4 protein-coding genes are annotated in these 4532 nt (G+C 61.3%); 1 reads left to right on the forward strand and 3 read right to left on the reverse strand.

Features of this window, described 5'->3' with window-relative positions; all coding sequences use genetic code 11:
• Positions 1-140 precede the first annotated feature (140 nt).
• Entirely contained in the window at positions 141-770 is a 630-nt protein-coding gene (locus T9A_RS16440) for an HD domain-containing protein (RefSeq protein ID WP_035250742.1), read from the reverse strand.
• Positions 767-1228: a winged helix-turn-helix transcriptional regulator gene (locus T9A_RS16445; RefSeq protein WP_035250751.1), complete on the reverse strand. Its 462-nt coding sequence runs from the start codon at positions 1226-1228 to the stop codon at positions 767-769. The genes T9A_RS16440 and T9A_RS16445 overlap by 4 nt, the downstream gene beginning before the upstream one ends.
• A gap of 158 nt (positions 1229-1386) precedes the next feature.
• Between T9A_RS16445 and T9A_RS16450 the strand changes: the two genes are divergently transcribed.
• On the forward strand, positions 1387-2496 hold the full coding sequence (locus T9A_RS16450) for an NADH:flavin oxidoreductase (RefSeq protein WP_035250745.1): 1110 nt from the start codon (positions 1387-1389) through the stop codon (positions 2494-2496).
• 438 nt (positions 2497-2934) lie between these two features.
• On the opposite strand, the gene T9A_RS16455 is transcribed toward T9A_RS16450, so the two are convergent.
• A complete protein-coding gene (locus T9A_RS16455; protein ID WP_052043116.1) occupies positions 2935-4233 on the reverse strand; it encodes an MFS transporter in 1299 nt (432 codons plus the stop codon).
• Positions 4234-4532: the final 299 nt, after the last annotated feature.

Here is a 4532-nt window from a genome sequence, read left to right on the forward strand (position 1 = left end):
GAGTAGTGGTTGTATTTTCATTTTTGGTGTCAATTATTCTTGAAGTCAGAAAAAGACAGAGTGGGAAAGAAGAAAAGATGTGACAGAGGCATGCCTTAGGGCACGGTGGCAGGTCTTTCCTGTGCCAAAGCGTGTGGTAATCAGTCCTCTGAAGGCTTTCCCAAAGCCCGACTAAGATTGTCCCGCGCAGACACTTCCAGCCGCTCACTCAGCTCAGCTGTGTGATAAATCACAGCCTGATCCAGAAAACTCCGCAACACCGCACTACGCCCTTTCCGAAACGCCGCTTCCGGCACAAAGTCATATTCCCGCCGAATCCACCCTTCATACCGATCGTACAGTTCCGCATCTGCCCCAAGAATACTCAGATCGATATCCTGCAGCAGGGCCATGTCCGGGTCCGTGGGTGGGTGCGGGTGGACGGTGGCCATGATCAGTTCATGCACGCGAGCGAGCTGCTGATCCGTGAGGTAGCTGTCGGCAAACTGCTGGGCAAACCAGTCTGCGCTGCGGGCTTCGTTATCGGCGGCGCGGGGATCGTAGATCACATCGTGGGCCCACAGGGCCAGTTCCAGGCAGAGCGGGTCGGCGGCCAGGTGGCGGTAGTCATCCAGCCATCCCAGGCAGGCGGCGACGTGGTCCAGGGTGTGATATTGGCGGTGGGGCTCGTTGTAGTGGGTGGCCAGTTGTTGCCAGGTGGGCTCCGGGTCAGGCAGTAGCGGGGCGACGACGGTGCGCCATCGTTGTTGCAGGGCTGACGCGGTGGTCATCCCGCTTCCTCTAACGGCTTGCCATCTTCATCCACAAAACGCACATCCCGTACAGTGAGCGGCTGGCCTTGCTGGTTCTGGACGGTGACTGGCGCCAGCGGCTCGCCGCTCTGGCGGTCCACCAGCTGCATGGTGTCTTTCTCGCCGTTCCAGCGTTCGCTCCACTGGCGCAGGGCGGTGACTACCGTAAACAGGTCGCGGCCCTTATCGGTGAGGCGGTATTCGTAGCGCTTGCCGTGCTCGCCTACGTCCACGCGCACCATCACCCCGTTATCCACCAGCCGTGACAGGCGGTTGCAGAGGATGTTCTTGGCGATGCCCAGGTTGTGCTGGAAATCCACGAAGCGGCGGGTGCCCAGCATGGCCTGCTTGACCACCAGCAGGGACCACCAGTCACCGACCTCATTGAGGGCGCAGGCCACCGAGCAGCCCATTTCATCGAAACGTTTACGTGTCATGGGTGGCATTGTACGCCAGAAAGGTTGCATAACGAAACCAAATAAGGTTTTATAACGCAACCAAATTGAGGGCCGTCGATTGATGGCCTCGCTGAGTTCTGTTGTTTTTATTGCGCTCCCTTGAGCGCCAGAGTGAAATGAAATTCGGGAGAGTAATCATGAGTGGTTCCCTGGACAGCCTGCTGCGTCCTTTTGAGCATAAATCCCTGAAGTTGCGTAACCGGGTGGCCATGGCCCCCATGACCCGCACCTTCTCGCCGGGCTATGTGCCCAATGACGAGGTGGTGGGTTACTACCGCCGTCGGGCGGAAGGCGAGGTGGGCCTGATCATCACCGAGGGCACCTTTGTGGGCCACAAGGCGGCCAACGGCTATGAGCGGGTGCCGGCGATCTACGGTGACGTGGCCATGGCGGGCTGGAAGAAGGTGGTGGATGCGGTCCACGAGGCCGGCGGTCAGATCATCCCGCAGCTGTGGCATGTGGGCTCGGTGCGCAAGCCCGGCATCGGTCCGGACAAGGACGTGCCCGGGCATTCGCCGTCCGGCCTGTTCAAGCCCGGCAAGGAAAATGGCCACGCCATGACCCATGACGATATCCAGGACGTGGTACGCGCCTTTGCCGATTCCGCCAGGGCCGCTAAAGAAGTGGGCTTTGACGGGGTAGAGATTCATGGTGCCCACGGCTATCTGCTGGACCAGTTCTTCTGGGAGGGCACCAACCAGCGCGATGACGAGTACGGTGGCTCCATTGAGAACCGCGCCCGCTTCGGCGTGGAGATCGTCAAGGCGGTGCGCGAAGCGGTGGGCGAGGAGTTCGCCATTGTGCTGCGTTTCTCGCAATGGAAGCAGCAGGATTACGACGCCAAGCTTGCCCAGAACCCGGAAGAGCTGGAACGCTTCCTGATGCCGTTCGTGGACGCCGGGGTGGACATCTTCCATGCCTCCACGCGTCGTTTCTGGCTGCCGGAGTTTGAAGGCTCTGACCTGAACCTGGCCGGCTGGACCAAGAAGATTACCGGCAAGCCCACCATTTCCGTGGGTAGCGTAGGGCTGGATGGCGACTTCCTGAACAGCCCGGAAGGCATGGGCGGCACCGCCAACCCGGCGGCGCTGGATGAGCTGACCCGGCGTATGGATAACGATGAGTTCGACATGATTGCGGTGGGCCGGGCGCTGCTGCAGGACCCGAACTGGTTGGTGAAGGTGAAGGAAGGGCGTGAGGAAGAGATTGCGCCGTTTACCAAGAAGGCGTTGGGGAGTCTGAGCTGATAGCGGCTAGCTACTAGCTGCGAGGAAAACGCGGGCCGGGTTTGCCGGGTCCGATAAGAAAGAGGCCGCGTCCAGATGTTGGATGCGGCCTTTTTTGTTTTGGGCTTTCTACGAAGCCGCTGTAGGAACGCAGCGCAGCGGAGTAACGCCCGGAGGGCGGCCCCGAAGGGGTGAGCGAAGCGAATACGCCTCTTGAGGCGCGAACCGAGCGACAGCGAGGAAGGGGTTGTCAGTTGGCTCGTGTCTCTCTATCGGAAGCCCTGTTGCGTTCTGATGTCCCTAATCGCCCTACGGACGATTCCGCGTTTGCACGCGGTTCGCGGCTCAAGCGCCGCTCCTACGAGAACCATCGGACATGAAAAAGGCCGCGCCTGGATTTCCGGGTGCGGCCTCTTTGTTTGGGTTGGTTCGCACCTCAAGAGGTGCTCCTACAGGTGGTTAATCCTCCGCCTGATCCGACAAGGTCTGGTTCACCGCCAGGGCCAGCAGGGTGCAGATGACGCCGGAGAGCAGGTAGACGGTTACTGACAGCAGGCCGAATTTGGCGGACAGGCCCAGGGCTACCAGGGGGGCGAAGGCGGCGCCGAACAGCCAGGCGAAGTCGGAGGTGAGGGCGGCGCCGGTGTAGCGGAAGCGGCGCTCGAAGTTGGCGGTGACGGTGCCGGAGGCCTGGCCGTAGGACACACCCAGCAGGGCGAAACCGAGCAGGATGAAGGTGTCCTGCATGGCTGGGCTACCGCCCATCAACAGCGGGGTGAGCAGGCTGAATACGCCGATGATTGCCGCCAGGGCGCCCACGGTGGTGCGCTTGCCGATGCGGGCGGCAATCCAGCCGGAGCCGATGGTGGCGATAATGCCGACGATGCCGCCGACGATCTGTACGGTCAGCACCTGGCCGGTGGTCTGGCTGCCCTGCAGGGCAATCCAGGACAGCGGGAAGATGGTCACCAGGTGGAACAGGGCATAGCTGGCCAGGGCGGCGAAGGAGCCGATAAAGATGTTGTAGCCCTGCTTGCGCACCATCTCGGTGGTGCCGATGGGTTCCAGATCGCTTTCTTCCAGGGCTTCGGTGTATTCCTCGGTGAGCACCAGACGCAGGCGGGCGAACAGGGCGACCACGTTGATGGCAAAGGCCACAAAGAACGGGTAGCGCCAGCCCCAGCCCAGGAAATCCGCGGCGCTCAGGCTGTTGTAGAGAAACAGGAACAGGGCGCTGGCGATCACGAAGCCCAGCGGCGCGCCCAGCTGGCCGATCATGGCGTACCAGCTGCGCTTTTCCTTTGGGGCGTTCAGGGCCAGCAGCGAGGGCAGGCCGTCCCAGGAGCCGCCGAAGGCCACCCCCTGCATGATGCGGAACAGGGCCAGCAAAGCGATGGCGTAACCGCCCAGTTTCTCGTACCCGGGCAGGAAGGCGATGCCGGCGGTGGCGGTGCCCAGCAGGAACAGGGCGGCGGTGAGTTTGATGCCGCGGCCCCAGTGGCGCTGGATGGCCATGAACAGAGCGGTACCAAAGGGCCGCGCCACAAAGGCCAGGGCAAACAGCGAGAAAGAATAGAGCATGCCCTGTAGCTGGTCGACGAAGGGGAAGAACACCTGCGGGAAGATCAGTACCGAGGCGATGCCGTAGACAAAGAAGTCGAAGTATTCGGAAGTACGGCCGATGACCACGCCGACGGCGATTTCATTGGGTGCCACCGGGGCATGGCTGGAACCGTGGGACTGCTGGGGATGGGACATGTTGTGCGCTCGAATATCGTGTTGGGGAGTTGCAAGCTACAAGCTTCAAGCTGCAACGCGGTCAGGCTTGGTTGATGTGGCAATTCCGTGCCCGCGCTTAACGGTAATGCGCGGGCACGGCCAAGCAGGGCCTGAAGGTCGCCACCGCGCCTTGTAGCTTGAAGCTTGTAGCTTGCAACTCATTCCCCTAGCACTTTAAGGCCATGGGACAAAATGTCCAATACCCGCTCCCCATTGCCTTGGCTAAAGTTCGACAGGTAGCCCCTGCACAACCCCTTGCGTGCTCAGGCTTTCAGGCT

Source organism: Alcanivorax jadensis T9 (assembly GCF_000756655.1).
GTDB classification, from domain to species: domain Bacteria; phylum Pseudomonadota; class Gammaproteobacteria; order Pseudomonadales; family Alcanivoracaceae; genus Alcanivorax; species Alcanivorax jadensis.